This is a genomic window from Paraburkholderia sp. Clong3, assembly GCF_050436485.1.
Taxonomy (GTDB): Bacteria; Pseudomonadota; Gammaproteobacteria; order Burkholderiales; family Burkholderiaceae; genus Paraburkholderia; species Paraburkholderia tuberum.
The window spans coordinates 825844-840571 of the sequence record NZ_JBNDMH010000003.1 but is presented as its reverse complement, the minus strand read 5'-3'; the positions used below and the strand labels follow the sequence as shown (position 1 = coordinate 840571).

The window sequence follows — 14728 nt, the reverse complement described above, 5'->3', positions numbered from 1 at the left end:
GTCCATCGCTAACGCGGCCCGTTATGATGGGCGGGCTGCCAGCCCCGATGCGAGGCTTGCTGCCCGGATCGGCAAGGAGCGCCCGGAGCCCGTTTTAAGGTTCGACGGTCCGGTTCGCTGCTACCATGCTGTTCTTCACCGGGATGACTCCACTGAAAAGGGCAACTCCTCTGACTTCGATCGCCGCTTTCTCCCGCATGGCTGCTGCGCGTTCGCCGTTGAGAGCCGTCGTGCTCAAGGGCTGCGGCGCCATACTGCTGCCCACGCTGCTGTCCGCGTGCTCGTGGTCATGGTTCGGCCTGAACAGCAGCGCCAGCGCAACGCACACGAAGACCCACGGCACCGGCTCGCTCAGCGTCGCCCCTGCACGCGACTTCGCGTATCAGCCCGCGCACGACGGTCATATCTCGCCGAACCGCATCGAAAATACCGGGATGACCGGGCTCGTGCTGAAGGACGACGTCAGCCTCGTGGTGCGCAATGGCGTAGCGAATAGTCTGCGAGTGGCCGGTTTTCGTATCGACGACAACAAACGCGTGCTCAGCGGCAGCATCGAAACCTTCACGGTGGACGATACGCGCTCGCCGGCGCTGTGGACGCTGAAGATGCACTACGTGGTTATCGATGCGGCGACCAAAAAAGTCATGTACACGACCACGCGCACCGTGAAGCAGAAGTCGCCGAAATTCACCAGCAACACGATCGCGATCGAAGACACGGTCAAGCTCAGCGTCGATACATTGATTGGCGATCCAGGCTTTATCAAGGCGGTGAACTGAGCACGCGGCCAGCCGAGGCGCGGCGCGGTTTCGCTACAATCCCGGTAACGCATCGCGCGCGGTGCATCGTGATCTCCCGTTCGGAATGCAAGCCGTCATGTCCCTTACCGCCTGGCTATTCTTTTTACCCGCCTGCTTCGCCATTAACCTCGCACCCGGGCCCAACAACCTGCTTTCGATCAACGTGGCCGCGCGTCATGGCTTCATGAAAGCGTTCGTCGGCGGTAGCGGCCGGCTGCTCGCCTTCGCGATGATGCTCGCACTCGCCGCGACCGGTCTCGCGGTCGTGCTGCATGCGTCCGAGTGGATCTTTCTGGCGATCAAACTCGCGGGCGCCGCTTATCTGATCTGGCTCGCGATCCAGTTGTGGCGCAGCGACGCACCCGCAATCGATACATCGCAACCCCAGGAGGCCGCGCTCTCGCGCATCGCCCGGCACGAGTTTTTCGTGGCGGCGGGCAATCCGAAGGCGATTCTGGTTTTTACCGCGTTCCTGCCGCAATTCGTCGACGTCGCGCAGCCGATACTGCCGCAATTCGCCGCGCTCGGCGCGAGCTTTCTGGTACTCGAATGGGTGGCGATTGCATTGTATTCGTGGGCCGGCATGTATCTCGGCAAATGGCTGATGCGCGCGCAGATCCGCCGCTGGTTCAATCGCTGCTGCGGCGGATTTCTCGCGGCAATCGGCGTGAGTTTTCTGCTGGTTCGGCGCGGCTGAGGTATCTAGGGCCTGTTCACGCTAATAACGGGCTTGCGCTGGCCGCCAGAAGGTTTTTTTAAAACAGGGGAGCGTGAACAGGCCCTAGGCTCTCCGACAGTCGAAGCAGCATTCACGTCGCGGTCTTTTCATAACGAATAACTAATACATCGACGGAGAAACTTTAACTATCAGCATTCGTCGCGCCACCTTATGCTCGAACCGTGACCGGCCGCGAATGACTGCAATGCGGCATTGGGCGAACGGCTTTTTCATCGTCACGGAGCGACATCATGAAGATCTGCATCTTCGGAGCGGGAGCGATTGGCGGTTTGATGGGCGTGCAATTGGCACGCGCCGGCGCGGACGTCAGCTTCATTGCGCGCGGCCCGCATCTGGCCGCGATGCGTGAACACGGCGCGCGCCTCATCATGGATGGCGAAACGTTCAGCGCGCCGGTGCGCTGCACGTCCGATCCACGCGAACTCGGCGTCCAGGACTTCGTCATCGTGACGCTGAAGGCGCATTCGCTGCCTGGCGTGGTCGATTCCATGCAACCGCTACTCGGCAAGCACACGGCGATCGTTACCGGCGTCAACGGCATTCCATATTGGTACTTCTATCAGCACGGCGGGCGCTTTGCCGGCACTCGGCTGACGAGCGTCGACCCCGACGGTTCGCAATGGACCAGGCTCGGACCCGAGCGCGCGATTGGCTGCGTACTCTATCCGGCGGCGGAGATCGTCGAACCGGGGGTGATCAAACACGTGTACGGGAAGAAGTTTCCCATCGGCGAACCCAGTGGCGAGCGCACCCCGCGCATTCAGCAATTGCACGAGATCATGCAGGCGGCCGGCTTCGAAGCGCCGATTCGCGACAACATTCGTGACGAAATCTGGCTCAAGCTATGGGGTAATCTGTGCTTCAACCCGATTAGCGCATTGACGCATGCAACGCTCGATGTGCTCACGAGTGACCCGGGCACGCGCGCGGTCTCACGCACGATGATGCTCGAAGCGAAGCGAATCGCGGATCAGTTCGGGGTGCACTTTCGCGTCGATGTGGAAAGGCGTATTGATGGCGCGGGTGCGGTCGGTGCGCACAAGACATCAACGCTCGTCGATCTCGAGCACCGCAGGCCGATGGAAATCGATCCTTTATTGACCGTCGTGCAGGAAATGGGGCGACTCGTTGCCGAACCGACACCCACTATCGACGTCGTGCTCGCACTGATCAAATTGCGCGAGAAGATGGCTTTACAGGGCAATTGACCGAGTACTCGTCAATTCCTTTTCGTCTTGCAACACGACCTGAAGGATCGGATGCCATGCATCCGATCCTTTTTCGCATTTGCCGCTATTGATCGATCGCCACCCACACCGCTTTCGGTTCCGTGAAGTTCTCGATCGCGACATCGCCATGCTCGCGACCGAAGCCCGAATCGCCAGCACCGCCCCACGGCAAACGCACGTCCGTATAACCGTAGGTGTTGATCCACACCGTGCCCGCCTTCAGGTCGCGCGCCACGCGATGCACGCGGCTCAAGTCAGCGCTCCACACGCCTGCCGCGAGACTGTACGACGTGCCATTGGCGATTCGGATCGCGTCCGCTTCGTCGTTGAAACGGATCACGCTCGCCACGGGCCCGAAGATTTCTTCCTGCGAAATGCGCATTTCGTGCTCGACATTCGCGAACACGGTTGGCTCGACGAAAAATCCGCGATTGCCGACGCGCGCGCCACCCGTCACGAGCGATGCGCCTTCCGAGCGTCCCGTGTCGACATAGCTCAATACGGTCTTCATCTGCGCGGCCGAAATCAGCGGTCCCATCGACGTTTCGCGCAGCGACGGGTCGCCGACCTTGATCGACTTCGCGCGCGTGGCCAGACGCTCGACCACTTCGTCATACACGTCGCGATGCGCGAGTATCCGCGACCCGGCGGAGCACACTTGCCCCGTATTGAAGAACACGCCCGACGCCGCGGCTCGCACCGCATTGTCGAGATTCGCGTCGGCAAAAATCACGTTGGCCGACTTGCCGCCGAGTTCCAGCGTCACGCGTTTGAAGTTGCCCGCCGCGCCCTGCAGGATGCCTCGTCCGACCGAAGGCGAACCGGTGAACGTGACCTTGTCGATACCGGGATGCGAGACCATCGCGTCGCCCACCACGCTGCCTTTGCCGGTGACGATGTTGAGCACGCCCGGCGGCACGCCCGCTTCGAGCGCCAGCTCGCCGATGCGCAACGCGGTGAGCGGCGTGATCTCGGCGGGCTTGACGATCAGCGTGCAACCGCATGCGAGCGCGGGCGCGATCTTCCACATGCCGATCATCAGCGGAAAATTCCACGGCACGATTGCGGCGACCACGCCGACAGGTTCGCGCAGCGTATAGGTCAATGCATCGGGACGCGTCGGCACCACCTGGCCGTTGATCTTGTCGCACCAGCCTGCGTAGTATTCGACGGTATCGATCGCGGCGGGCACGTCCTGACGCATCACCGCGGCAATCGGCTTGCCGCCGTCGAGACTTTCGAGCGCGGCGAGTTCTTCCATGTTCTCTCGCATCAGGCCCGCGAGACGTTGCAGGATGCGCCCGCGTTCGGCGGCCCGAATCGAATTCCATACTTTCAATGCGCCGCGCGCGGCGCGCACCGCGGCATCGACGTCGGCGGCGCTGCCTTGCGCCACCAGTGCGATCGGCTCTTCGGTCGCGGGGTTGATGTCGACGGAATATTCCCCGCTGCCCGGCGGCATGCGCTTGCCGTCGATGAGCAGATCATGGTGCCTGAGATCGGTCTGGATTTCCATCATGAAGCTCCTTGAGTAGGACGTTATGTGGTTGACTGACGGCGCATCGATCGAATGCCGCGCGTCGCGCAAGCTTTTTGGTCGACCCCTGTCTAAGGTTCCGGCAACAGGCTTTGCCGCACAAACCGCCAGTTGAAGCTTTGCGTCGCGGCTGCGGCAGGCGCTTCGTTCGCGATCGGCGAATGATCAGTCGTCGACGCGACAAACTGCGCCCACGCAGCAGCCGCATTGGGACGAAGCGAGCGATTTCTGCGGTGCACGAGTACCGTCGTCAATGCCGTTTCGGGGACCAGCGGACGACTCACCAACGAAGCGCCCGGCGAAGGCCAATGCGCATCGACAGGCAATACGCCGACACCCAGTCCCAATTCGACCATGCGCGCTACCGTCGCAACGTGTCCGAGTTCCTGCAACGGCCGGCGCTTCGATCCGTTCGCGGCGAGAACCGGTGCGAGCGCGGCGCGCACGCCAGTATCGGCATTCAGCGTTATCAGCGGACATTCGCGCAACGCGTGCCATCCGATGCTGTCTTGCCGCGCTAGCGGATGCGCGGATGGAAGCACCGCATGCAGTGGCGTAGTGAAAAGTACCTGCGCGTGCAGTAGAGGACTATCGACAGGTGCAGTCACACAGACCGCGCCGAAATCCACCTCGCCCTGCTCGACACCGGCCAGTACGCTGCTTTGAGGCTGATCCTTGACCGATACGACCAGCTCGGGAAAAACCGACGCGCACTGCGCCAAAGCCTGCGGCACCCAGCCCGATGACAACACCGGATTACTCGCGAATAAGACGACGCCCGTGTGTCCGTCATAAGCAGCGCGCTCTTCGAGCAGCGTCAACTCGATTTCGTCGAGCAGCCGGCCAATTCTTCTCTCGAGACTCGCACCCGCATTCGTCAGTTCGACCTGGCGTGTCGTGCGATCGAACAGCTTCAATTCGACCGCGTCTTCCAGTTCACGGACGCAACGGCTCACGGCCGACTGCGTCAGATCGAACTCGCGCGCCGCCCGCGTGAAACTGCGCTCGCGCGCGACCGCGACGAATACCTTGAGCTGCTGCAGCGAAACATTCATGGCATCGGTTCCGGGCGCGCGACGCTCACGTTATTCGCCAGACTGTTCGGGCCAGTGACTCATTCGCGACGCATTGCCATTGCCATGACCCGCGACGGCCAGCGCGCCCTGAGGTGGTTCGTTGTGCGATTCGATCCAACGCGTGCGCATCGGCTCGAGGATGAACTTCGCGGAAATGCCGGCTGCGATCGTGATGACGGCGGCAAAGACGAAGACAAGGCTCCAGCCGCCCGTCGCCGCGAGTATGGACGCGATCGGCACCAGCAACGAGGCCGTGCCCTTCGCGGTGTACAACGTGCCGGCATTGGCGGCCGCGTACTTGCTGCCGAACGTATCGGCGCAAGTCGCCGGGAAGATCGAGAAGATCTCGCCCCAGAACAGGAAGATCAGCGCGGCAAAGACCATGAACGCATACGGATTGCTGCCGAACTGCATCATGCCGAGCAACGCGAGCCCCTCGCCGATGAAGATCACGAACATCGTGTTTTCACGGCCGATCTTGTCGGAGATGAAGCCGGACAGCGGACGCGTCAAGCCGTTGAAGATATTGTCGATCGACAGCGTGAGGGTCAGCAGCGGCAACGTCGCGCCGAAGACCGTCATCGGAATGCGCGCTATGCCCCAGTCTTTCGCGATCGGGCCGATCTGCGCGGTCGCCATCAAGCCGCCCGCCGCGACCGCGACGAACGACGCGTAGATCACCCAGAACACTGGCGTTCTGATCATCTGGCGCGAGGTGAAATCGACCTTCGACACCGCGAAGCGGCTCTTGCGTACCCCTGGCTGACGCAAGATCGGCCGCGTCAGGAGCATCGCGAGCAGCAGAATGCTGACGCCTTGCACGATGCCGAAGAACAGGAACGTCTCTTCATAGCCGCGGCGCGTAATCATGTTCGCAATCGGAATCACCGTCAGCGCCGCGCCTGCGCCAAAGCCCGCTGCCGTCAAACCCGCGGCGAGACCGCGCCGGTCGGGAAACCATTTGAGCGCATTGCCGACGCATGTTCCATACACACCGCCCGCGCCTATCCCGCCAATCACCGCCGCGAAATACAACATGCCGAGCGTGGTCGCATGCGAATTGAGAATCCACGACAAACCCGCGCATACCGCGCCGGCTGCCACCACCGGGCGCGGCCCGAATCGATCGACGAGCCAACCCTCGAACGGCACGAGCCACGTCTCGGTCAGAATGAAGATCGAGAACGCGAGCTGGATCGACGCCTCGCTCCAGTGATGCCGCGCATGCATAGGGGCCACGAATAACGTCCACGCATATTGCAGATTCGCCACCAGCGCCATGCATACCATGCCGATGACGAGTTGCCACCATCGGTTACGCCAGGACATACGGGTCGTCGCTTGCTGGGTGATATCGTTCATGAGCCTTGTCTCCACTATTTATTTAGTGCAGCCGGCTTACGCGCCGCGCTGGATGTGTCCCGCCTTATCGTTATGGCCCGAGAACTCCGCTATTCGGGAAAAATCTCAATTGACGCTTTTGTGTTTCCGCAGATCCCCGAACTCGTCTTCTATAATTCTTGCTTTATTCCGACCAGAACCACGCTTCACCCGGTAAGCATTACAGCTTATTCCCCGCTATTGAGTCCGCCACACCACATATCTATGCGTTAACCCGCGTATTACAGCGGCTATTCGGCTTGTTATAGATTTCATGCTAGGGTCATTGCTGAATTACTCATAATTAAAGTTTGTTATTATGTTGATTCACGTTTCCTTATACATCGACCATGACGATGCGCAATGCAACTCTGCGGCAACTGAAGGTCTTTGAAACGGTAGCGCGGCACCTGAGTTTTTCCCGCGCCGCGGAAGAATTGCATCTGACTCAGCCGGCCGTTTCCACCCAGGTCCGGCAACTCGAGGAACATGCGGGGCTGCCCCTGTTCGAGCAACTCGGCAAGAAGATCTATCTGACGCCGGCCGGCACGGAAATGCTCCACTACAGCCGCGCGATCATGCAGCAGTTCCATGAAGTCGACGAAGCGATGAGCCAGTTGAAGGGCGTCTCCGGCGGCAAACTGAATGTTGCGGTGATTAGCGCGGGCGACTATTTCTTTCCGCGCCTTCTCGCCGAATTCACGCGTCGCTATTCGGGTGTGGATCTCAATCTCGCGGTACACAACCGCGAAGAACTGCTTCATCAACTGGCGACCAATCAGACCGACCTCGCGGTCATGGTGCGTCCGCCGCACGAAACCGACGCGACCAATGAACCGTTCGCGCCGCACCCGTACGTGATCGTCGCGGCGCCCACTCATCCGCTTGCGCACAAGCGCAATATCCGCTTCAGTCAACTCGCGAACGAAGCGTTCATCGTGCGCGAACGCGGCTCGGACACGTGGAATTCGATGGAAGAAGGTTTTGCCGGCCGGCTGTCCAATCTGAAGATTGCGATGGAGATCAAGAGCACCGAGACGATCAAGCAGGCGGTCATCGCCGGCATGGGCATCGCGTTTCTGTCCGCCCATACGATCAGCCTCGAATTGCAACTGGGTCATCTGGTCGTGCTCGACGTCGAAACCTTTCCGGTCATGCTCAATTGGTATGTCGTGCATCGGAAGAACAAGCGTCTGCCACCGGTTGCCGTCGCCTTCAAACGCTTCCTGATGGAGGAAGGCGCCAATCTGATCGAAAAGATCACCCGCGTGAAGGAACTGAGCGTGCATAAGCCGTAGGCTATGGAAAGCCAATTAAAACTTTAACTATTGCAAATCGATCGCGACTTCTATGCTGCAAGCGAGTTCTTTCACTTGCGAGCCGAGGAGGCCGATCATGAACCACGCTCCGGTTGAATCCCGTATCAGTACACGCAACGCTCGCACAGCGGCGGCGGATCACGAAGACCAACCCGACGATGCGCATCTGAGCGCCTACAATGCCGCGTTCAGCGATCTTGGGCTGCGGTTTCGCTGGGACCGTGCGACGCTCGACATGCTGAAAGAGTTCAATGGCGAGCTGGCGCGAATCACCGCTTATATCGAGCGCTATCACGGCCACCTGCATCGGGCGTACGATGCCGACTTTCTCGCGCAACTGATTCTGCATAGGAAGACGCAGTACTACAGCGAATTCGCCGCGGCCGTGGGCGACTAGAAGCATCGAAAAAGACTCGGGCGGCGGGATCATCGTCCCGCCGTCTTCGCTATTGGCAATCAGGTCTCCTGGCGGCGCATGCATCATTGATCAGCGACGTGTAGTGAAATGAACCGGCCGCTCGTGCACGCATTGGCGTGCACAGTCGCGCTGGCGGCCGTTGCCGCGTCTGCCATCACGCCCATCCCGACTATCTGCACAGGCGCTCACGCGCATCATCGCCGGCGTGACATCGCGAAGCGCCCACGTCTGCTCTTCCCCGCCATGCCACTCGATGTTCGCGAGCAGGCCCGGCTTGCCGATCGCCAGGCCATCGCTGCGCGCGGCGAAGGCATACATGCGCGCTGCGCAACTGACGCGATTCGCCGCGTGAGCGGGATCGGCCGAGTACTCGCGGCTCAGCATCAGATGCACGCCCATTGCCAACGCCAGCGCGCCCGTCGCGAGCAATGCCGCGAGTCCGAATGGCTGTGCCTGTTCAGTGACGAAGCCGTAACCGAGCCATCCGCATAAAAACAGCGCAAACAGATTGACGACGTGATGTCCCGGCCGCGCGACCGCCTCGAGTTGCAATGCGCCGCGCAGCTTGCAGAACGCAATCGCCGAGATCGCAAAGAGCAGCGCGCCGATCAACACGGCTGCAAACAGTTCGATGCGTTCGCTGTTCTCGCGCGCCGCTGCCAACAGGTAGCACGTAAAGCCTGTCGACGCGACCGCCAAACCGATCCCGCTGCCAAGCAATGCAAGCATCCGGGGCCTGCGTGTCAGATCGCGTTCGCGCACGCATGAATGCCGCTGCGCCGAACGTCGGCCGAACTGTCGTCGCGAGAGCGCGGCCAACGCCACCATCAGCACCGCAACCAACGCAGCGATGACAGTCACGGCGAGCAGCAGCAACAGGTCCATCCACACGGCACTTCCACAGGCTTGCGGCATGCGTGATCCTCCGTGATGCGATGAAAAGGCAAGAGCCGCGAGGTCCGGCCCTCGTCAATTGACGTTCGCGGTATCGCCCGATCGCCGTGGCTCGTCGCGCTGCGCCGCGCTCAAGGTATTGGTCAGCGTGCCTATCCCATCGATCGTGATCGAGACCGTTGCGCCGTCCTTGATCGACCCCACGCCCACCGAGGTGCCGCACGCAATCACGTCGCCGGGTTCGAGCGTCAGATCCTGCGATATCAGACTCACCTGCTCGGCCGGCGAAAAGACCATATCGGCGAGCGGATAGTTCTGACGCTCGGCGCCGTCGAGCGTGGTCAGGAGGCGCGCCGCCCGCCAGTCGAAACCGGAGACGATGGCCGGACCCAGGCAACAGAAGGTATCGAAGCTCTTCGCGCGACACCACTGCGGAAAATGCGGATTCTCGTTAAGCAGATCGGCGGCGGTGACGTCGTTGACGAGCGTGTAGCCGAAGATCGCCGCCTCCGCCTGCTGCGCATCCACGTCGCGGCAACGCTGGCCGATCACGATGCCGAGTTCGCCTTCGTAGACGATCTTGCCCGCGTAGTGACGCGGCCGGCGGATCGGCTCGCCCGCGCCGATCACCGACGCCGCCGGCTTCAGCAGAAACAGCGGATGCGTGGGCACGGGTTTGTCGAGCTTCGCCGCGAGCGCGTGATAGTTATTCCACAGCGCGACGATCTTGCCGGGCGAGCACGGCGCCAACGGCGTCAATGCGCGCAGCGACAGTACTGCGCCGGTCGGCACCGGCTGCGCGAGACTTTCGTACTCGTGCAGATAGGCGCCTTCGACACGGCCGAACACGATGCCGCTGTCGCCCGACATGAACCGCATCCACGTCTGCATGCCTCGCTCCTAGATTGCGCCCGCCGTGCGCAGCGCCGTGATCTGCTCGGCCGAATAACCGAGCTCGGCCATCACTTCATCGGTATGTTCGCCAAGCAGCGGCGAGCGTTCGACGTCGGTCGGGCTGTCGGACAGCTTGATGGGATTGCCCACTGTCAGATACTTGCCGCGCTTCGGATGATCGACTTCGACGATCGTGCCGGTTTTGCGCAGCGACGGCTCCTCGGCAATTTCCTTCATCGACAGGATCGGGCCGCACGGAATGTCGTATTCGTTCAGGATCTGCATCGCCTCGAACTTGGTCTTCGTCATCGTCCAGCGTTCGATTTCGGCGAAGATCTCCTTCAAGCGCGGCAGGCGCGCGGGCGCCGTCGCGTAGTCGGGGTCCGTGGCCCACTCCTCCTTGCCGATCACGTTGCAGATCTTCGCCCACACGGGCGCCTGCGTGATGAAGTAGATATAGGCGTTGGGGTCGGTCTCCCACCCTTTGCATTTCAGAATCCAGCCCGGCTGGCCGCCGCCCGACGCATTGCCCGCGCGCGGCACCGCTTCGCCGAACGTGCCGTTCGGATATTGCGGATACTCCTTCATCACGCCGGTACGATCGAGCCGCTGCTGGTCTCGCAGTTTGACGCGGCACAGATTGAGCACGCCGTCCTGCATGGCCGCGAGCACGCGCTGGCCGCGTCCGGTATGCGTGCGTTGATAGAGCGCAGTGACGATGCCGAGCGCGAGATGCAGCCCCGTGCCGCTGTCGCCGATCTGCGCGCCGGTCACGACCGGCGGCCCGTCGTCGAAGCCGGTGGTCGACGCAGCGCCGCCCGCGCATTGCGCGACGTTTTCATAGACTTTGCAGTCCTCGTAAGGACCGGGACCGAAGCCCTTCACCGAGGCGACGATCATGCGCGGATTCAATTCCTGAATCCGCTCCCACGTAAAGCCCATCCGGTCGAGCGCGCCCGGTGCGAAGTTTTCGACCAGTACGTCGCATTTCTGGATCAGCGCTTCGAGCACCTGCTTGCCTTCCGGATGCTTGGTGTCGATCGTGACCGAGCGCTTGTTGTGATTGAGCATCGTGAAGTACAGGCTATCCACGTCGGGAATATCGCGCAGCTGCTCGCGCGTGATGTCGCCCGCGCCTGCCCGTTCCACCTTGATCACGTCCGCGCCGAACCATGCTAGCAATTGCGTGCAGGTCGGCCCCGATTGCACATGCGTGAAATCGAGGATGCGCACACCGTCGAGTGCCTTGGCCATGTCGTATCTCCTGAACGATGAGGGTTATTTGTACATGGTCTGGTTCTTCGTGCCCGGTGCGTACTCGCGCGGGTCGACCCAGATGTTGACCACCGCCGAGCGGCCGGTGCGATGAATCGCTTCGCGCGCACGCTGTAGCGCGCTCGCGATCTGCGCGGGATCGCGCACTTCCTCGCCATAGCCGCCGAGCATTTCGGCGAATTTGCTGAACGGCACGTCGCCGAGCAGATTGCCGACGTTGCCGCGTTCTTCGCCGTATTTGGCAAGCTGGCCGTAGCGGATCTGGTTCATCGCCGAGTTGTTGCCGATCACCGCGAGATACGGTGCGCCGAAGCGGTTCGCGGTTTCCATGTCGAACGCGGTCATGCCGAACGAGCCGTCGCCGTAATAGCAGAGCACTTCCTTGTGCGGGTGCGCGAGCTTCGCCGCGAGCGCGAAGCCGGTGCCGACGCCGAGCGAGCCGAGCGCGCCGGGGTCCATCCACTGGCCGGGGCGGCGCGGGCGCACCGCTTGCGCGGAGATCGTCACGACGTCGCCGCCGTCGCCGATATAGACGGTGTCGTCGGACAGGAACTCGTTGAGTTCGTACGCGACGCGATACGGATGAATCGGCGTGCTGTTCGAGCGGAACAGCGGCATCAGTTTTTCGGTTGCGCTCGCTTCGGCGTCGCGCAACTGCGCCATCCATTTGCGGCGCGCCTGACGCTTGTCGTCCTTGATACGACCGCTCGCGGCCTGCAGCACCGCGGCGAGGATCGCGCCCGGATCGCCGACGAGCCCCAGATCGATATCGCGATTCTTGCCGACGGTTCGATAGTCCATATCGATCTGCACCAGCGTCAATTCCTTGCTGATGCGTCGGCCGTAACCCATGCGGAAATCGAACGGCGTGCCGACCACGATCAGCACGTCGGCATTCGCGAACGCCTGCGAACGCGTGCGATCGAAATGATGCGGATCGCCCGGCGGCAGCAGCCCGCGGCTCGCGCCATTGAAATAGCCGGGAATCTCGATGCCGCGCAGCAGCGCGATCGCTTCCTCGTGACCGCGCGCGGTCCACACCTGCTGGCCGTACAGGATCGCGGGGCGTTCCGCATCGACGAGAATGTCCGCCAGTTTCTCGATGTCGCGCGGGTCACCGATCGATTTCGTCGACGCGCGATAGCGGCCCGGCCGCGGCACGATCGCGCGCGACACGTCGACTTCGCGGTCGAGCACGTCGCGTGGAATTTCCAGGTAGGCGGGACCGGGCGCGCCGTTGAAGCATTCGCGCGCGGCCATCGAGATCATGTCCGCGACGCGCTCGGTGCTCGACACGCTCGCGGCGAACTTCGTGATCGGCGCCATGATGTCGACGTGCGGCAGGTCCTGCAGCGAGCCCATCTTGTGCTGCGTCAGCGCGCCCTGCCCGCCGATGTGCAGGATCGGGCTTTCCGAGCGGAACGCGGTCGCGATGCCGGTCACCGCGTTCGTGCAGCCGGGGCCGGCGGTCGTCACCACGCAGCCGAGCTTGCCGGTCTGGCGCGCGTAGCCGTCGGCCGCGTGTGCGGCGACCTGCTCGTGGCGCACGTCGATGATGCGGATGCCTTCGTCGACGCAGCCGTCGTAGATATCGATGATGTGGCCGCCGCACAGCGTGAAGATCGTGTCGACCCCCTCGTTTTTCAGCGCCTTTGCGACCAGATGGCCGCCCGACACGACGCCCGCGTCGCGGGTCTTCTGCTTGAGCGTGTCGTCGGCGGTCGTGGTGGCCGTGGCCGGACTCAGGGATGAAACAACTGCAGACATGGTCATCTCCTCATCAATCGGATGTGCAACGGTTATCGACGGACGCGTCCGCTTCGATATACGTCCGGTTGCACCGACGTCTCACGGCTTCGAAGATACCGTATGTGATATATCACATTCCTTCAAGGCCAATTTCGAGACATAGACGGCGCGAAGTTTGTGCTGCTCGAGCTTGCCAGCCGCAGCTTTGCGCCGAATCTACAAGGCTCTGCGGCAGTCATTTCAAGGGAAAACACCAGGCCGTGCGTCACACCGGTCATTGTTGATATATCACATACCATATTTTTAAGACCGTCAAGCAAGGTTATCCCGCAGCGCGGCGGCGACCTCGTTTTGTTTGCCGTTCGCCGCCGCGCGACCTGCGCATCGCTCGAAGTGCGCGCACGCAAAAAAGCCCGCGGTGCTTGCACACGCGGGCTTTTCGCAATCAGCAGCCAGGCAGCGTCTAGGCCGCCATCAATCGAGGAAATCGCAATTGGCTTCGACGAACGCCGCGAGATCGAGCGAATGCTGGCGCGTGAGCCGCTCGGCGAGTTCGGTGTCGCGCTTTTCGAGCGCCTCGATGATGCGCAGATGATCGACGATAGAGCGCGCGGCCCGGTCGCTCTGCGAGATGGTCATGCGCCGGATCGCGCGCACGTGGATGAAGATGTTCTTGATCGTGTCGAGAATGATCTGCGACTTCGACAGCTCGACAATCGCCTGATGAAACGCGATGTTCGCGTCCGAATACTCGGCGATATGCTCGGCCGGCGTCGTGTCGCGGAAATTGTCGAACATATGGCGCAAGCGGCCGATTTCCTCGTCGGTCGCATGCAGCGTGGCGAGCCGCGCGGCCATGCTTTCGAGCGCGGCCCACATCTGGATCATCTCGACGATTTCGCGTTTGCTCTTGCGCACGATGTAGATGCCACGCCGCGGCACCATGCGCAGGAAGCCTTCCTGCTCGAGCAGCGTCATCGCTTCGCGCACCGGCGTGCGGCTCACGCCGAGCGATTCGCTGAGCACGCGCTCGTCGAGACGGATTTCTTCGCGATTCTGGTAGATATCCGCGTCGGCGATTGCCTGACGCAGCATCGCATAGGCCTGATCGCGCAAGCTCGCACTCGCGCCGATTGGCTGCAACGACAGGGTCAACGGGGTGGCCACTGTTTCAGTTGGAAGTTCTGACGACATTCATCGCCTCTGCTTGAACACGCGCGCGATTCGGCGCCGCCGTTTTGCCGCGCTGCTCGCCCAGACCCACGAAGCGGCCATGTTGCGATGCAGGTGCAGCGACCGATTCGGGAATCCAGTCGGTCAGCAGAACGGTGGCGGCACAGCCCAACCCCACGACGGCCATGGCGAACAGCGCAAGAGGCACGAATTCCACGTGTAACTCCGGATGATTGAGAAGATTG

At 61.9% G+C, this 14728-nt stretch carries 14 protein-coding genes; 5 read left to right on the top strand and 9 right to left on the bottom strand.

The window, feature by feature from the left end; genetic code table 11:
- Nucleotides 1–197 precede the first annotated feature (197 nt).
- From OKW30_RS27260 to OKW30_RS27250, 3 genes are all read left to right on the top strand, one after another.
- Entirely contained in the window at nucleotides 198–779 is a 582-nt protein-coding gene (locus OKW30_RS27260) for a hypothetical protein (RefSeq protein ID WP_429348132.1), read from the top strand.
- 97 nt (nucleotides 780–876) lie between these two features.
- Complete coding sequence (locus OKW30_RS27255; protein ID WP_026226576.1) at nucleotides 877–1497, top strand: LysE family translocator; 621 nt, start codon at nucleotides 877–879, stop codon at nucleotides 1495–1497.
- Nucleotides 1498–1769: 272 nt separating this feature from the next.
- Nucleotides 1770–2747: a 2-dehydropantoate 2-reductase gene (locus OKW30_RS27250; RefSeq protein WP_184037253.1), complete on the top strand. Its 978-nt coding sequence runs from the start codon at nucleotides 1770–1772 to the stop codon at nucleotides 2745–2747.
- Nucleotides 2748–2832: 85 nt separating this feature from the next.
- Here the strand turns inward: OKW30_RS27250 and OKW30_RS27245 are convergent, their stop codons facing one another.
- From OKW30_RS27245 to oxlT, 3 genes are all read right to left on the bottom strand, one after another.
- A complete protein-coding gene (locus OKW30_RS27245) occupies nucleotides 2833–4284 on the bottom strand; it encodes an aldehyde dehydrogenase family protein (RefSeq protein WP_429348131.1) in 1452 nt (483 codons plus the stop codon).
- A gap of 92 nt (nucleotides 4285–4376) precedes the next feature.
- Nucleotides 4377–5360 carry a LysR family transcriptional regulator gene (locus OKW30_RS27240; RefSeq protein ID WP_429348130.1) on the bottom strand — a complete coding sequence of 328 codons (984 nt, stop codon included), beginning with the start codon at nucleotides 5358–5360 and terminating at the stop codon, nucleotides 4377–4379.
- A gap of 30 nt (nucleotides 5361–5390) precedes the next feature.
- Nucleotides 5391–6743: an oxalate/formate MFS antiporter gene (gene oxlT, locus OKW30_RS27235; RefSeq protein ID WP_429348129.1), complete on the bottom strand. Its 1353-nt coding sequence runs from the start codon at nucleotides 6741–6743 to the stop codon at nucleotides 5391–5393.
- A 368-nt stretch (nucleotides 6744–7111) separates the two neighbouring features.
- On the opposite strand from oxlT, the gene OKW30_RS27230 reads away from it, so the two are divergent.
- Both OKW30_RS27230 and OKW30_RS27225 read left to right on the top strand, forming a co-directional pair.
- Entirely contained in the window at nucleotides 7112–8059 is a 948-nt protein-coding gene (locus OKW30_RS27230; protein WP_018424728.1) for a LysR family transcriptional regulator, read from the top strand.
- A gap of 97 nt (nucleotides 8060–8156) precedes the next feature.
- Nucleotides 8157–8477: a hypothetical protein gene (locus tag OKW30_RS27225; protein WP_429348128.1), complete on the top strand. Its 321-nt coding sequence runs from the start codon at nucleotides 8157–8159 to the stop codon at nucleotides 8475–8477.
- Between the two features lie 90 nt (nucleotides 8478–8567).
- Here OKW30_RS27225 and OKW30_RS27220 read toward each other — a convergent pair whose 3' ends face one another.
- The 6 genes from OKW30_RS27220 to OKW30_RS27195 form a co-directional block, all read right to left on the bottom strand.
- A complete protein-coding gene (locus OKW30_RS27220) occupies nucleotides 8568–9413 on the bottom strand; it encodes an NAD(P)(+) transhydrogenase (Re/Si-specific) subunit beta (RefSeq protein WP_429348127.1) in 846 nt (281 codons plus the stop codon).
- Nucleotides 9414–9467: 54 nt separating this feature from the next.
- Nucleotides 9468–10283, bottom strand: a complete 816-nt coding sequence (locus OKW30_RS27215; protein ID WP_429348126.1) for a fumarylacetoacetate hydrolase family protein — start codon at nucleotides 10281–10283, stop codon at nucleotides 9468–9470.
- 9 nt (nucleotides 10284–10292) lie between these two features.
- Nucleotides 10293–11540: a formyl-CoA transferase gene (gene frc, locus OKW30_RS27210; protein ID WP_184072562.1), complete on the bottom strand. Its 1248-nt coding sequence runs from the start codon at nucleotides 11538–11540 to the stop codon at nucleotides 10293–10295.
- Nucleotides 11541–11564: 24 nt separating this feature from the next.
- Nucleotides 11565–13328: a thiamine pyrophosphate-binding protein gene (locus tag OKW30_RS27205; RefSeq protein ID WP_429292371.1), complete on the bottom strand. Its 1764-nt coding sequence runs from the start codon at nucleotides 13326–13328 to the stop codon at nucleotides 11565–11567.
- Nucleotides 13329–13784: 456 nt separating this feature from the next.
- Complete coding sequence (locus OKW30_RS27200; RefSeq protein WP_013091210.1) at nucleotides 13785–14504, bottom strand: GntR family transcriptional regulator; 720 nt, start codon at nucleotides 14502–14504, stop codon at nucleotides 13785–13787.
- On the bottom strand, nucleotides 14482–14700 hold the full coding sequence (locus OKW30_RS27195) for a hypothetical protein (RefSeq protein ID WP_184010619.1): 219 nt from the start codon (nucleotides 14698–14700) through the stop codon (nucleotides 14482–14484). Before OKW30_RS27195 ends, OKW30_RS27200 begins: the two co-directional genes overlap by 23 nt.
- Nucleotides 14701–14728: the final 28 nt, after the last annotated feature.